The sequence below is a fragment of the Streptomyces sp. SID13726 genome, assembly GCF_010548375.1.
Lineage (GTDB): Bacteria > Actinomycetota > Actinomycetes > Streptomycetales > Streptomycetaceae > Streptomyces.
This window is the reverse complement of the sequence record NZ_JAAGLY010000578.1, coordinates 1-419: the sequence shown is the minus strand read 5'-3', so window position 1 is coordinate 419 and position 419 is coordinate 1. Positions and strand designations below refer to the sequence as shown.

1 protein-coding gene is annotated in these 419 nt (G+C 72.1%); it reads left to right on the top strand.

Translation table 11 applies throughout. The features are described 5' to 3' along the window. A partial coding sequence (locus G3I78_RS49215; RefSeq protein WP_203616573.1) for an ABC-2 family transporter protein occupies positions 1 to 419 on the top strand: 419 nt, incomplete at both ends.

The window sequence follows — 419 nt, the reverse complement described above, 5'->3', positions numbered from 1 at the left end:
GCGGCTTCACGCTGCCCGAGATCGCCCTCCTGTACGGGTCCTCCTCGGCCTCCCTGGGACTGGCCGACCTGCTCCTCGGCAATACGGACCGGATCGGCGTCCGGATCCGCGACGGTTCGCTCGACACCATGCTGGTGCGCCCGGTCCCGGTGCTCGCGCAGGTCGCGGCCAACCGCTTCGCGCTGCGCCGGGTGGGGCGGATCGGACAGGGGCTGGCGGTGCTGGTCTGGGCGGTCTCGGAGCTGGACGTGGAGTGGACGGCCGGGAAGGTGCTGCTGGTGCCCCTCATGGTGCTGGCCGGGGCGGCGATCTTCGGGGCGGTGATGGTGGCCGGGGCGGCGTTCCAGTTCGTCGCCGGGGACGCGGCGGAGGTGCAGAACTCCTTCACGTACGGCGGGAACACGATGCTCCAGTACCCG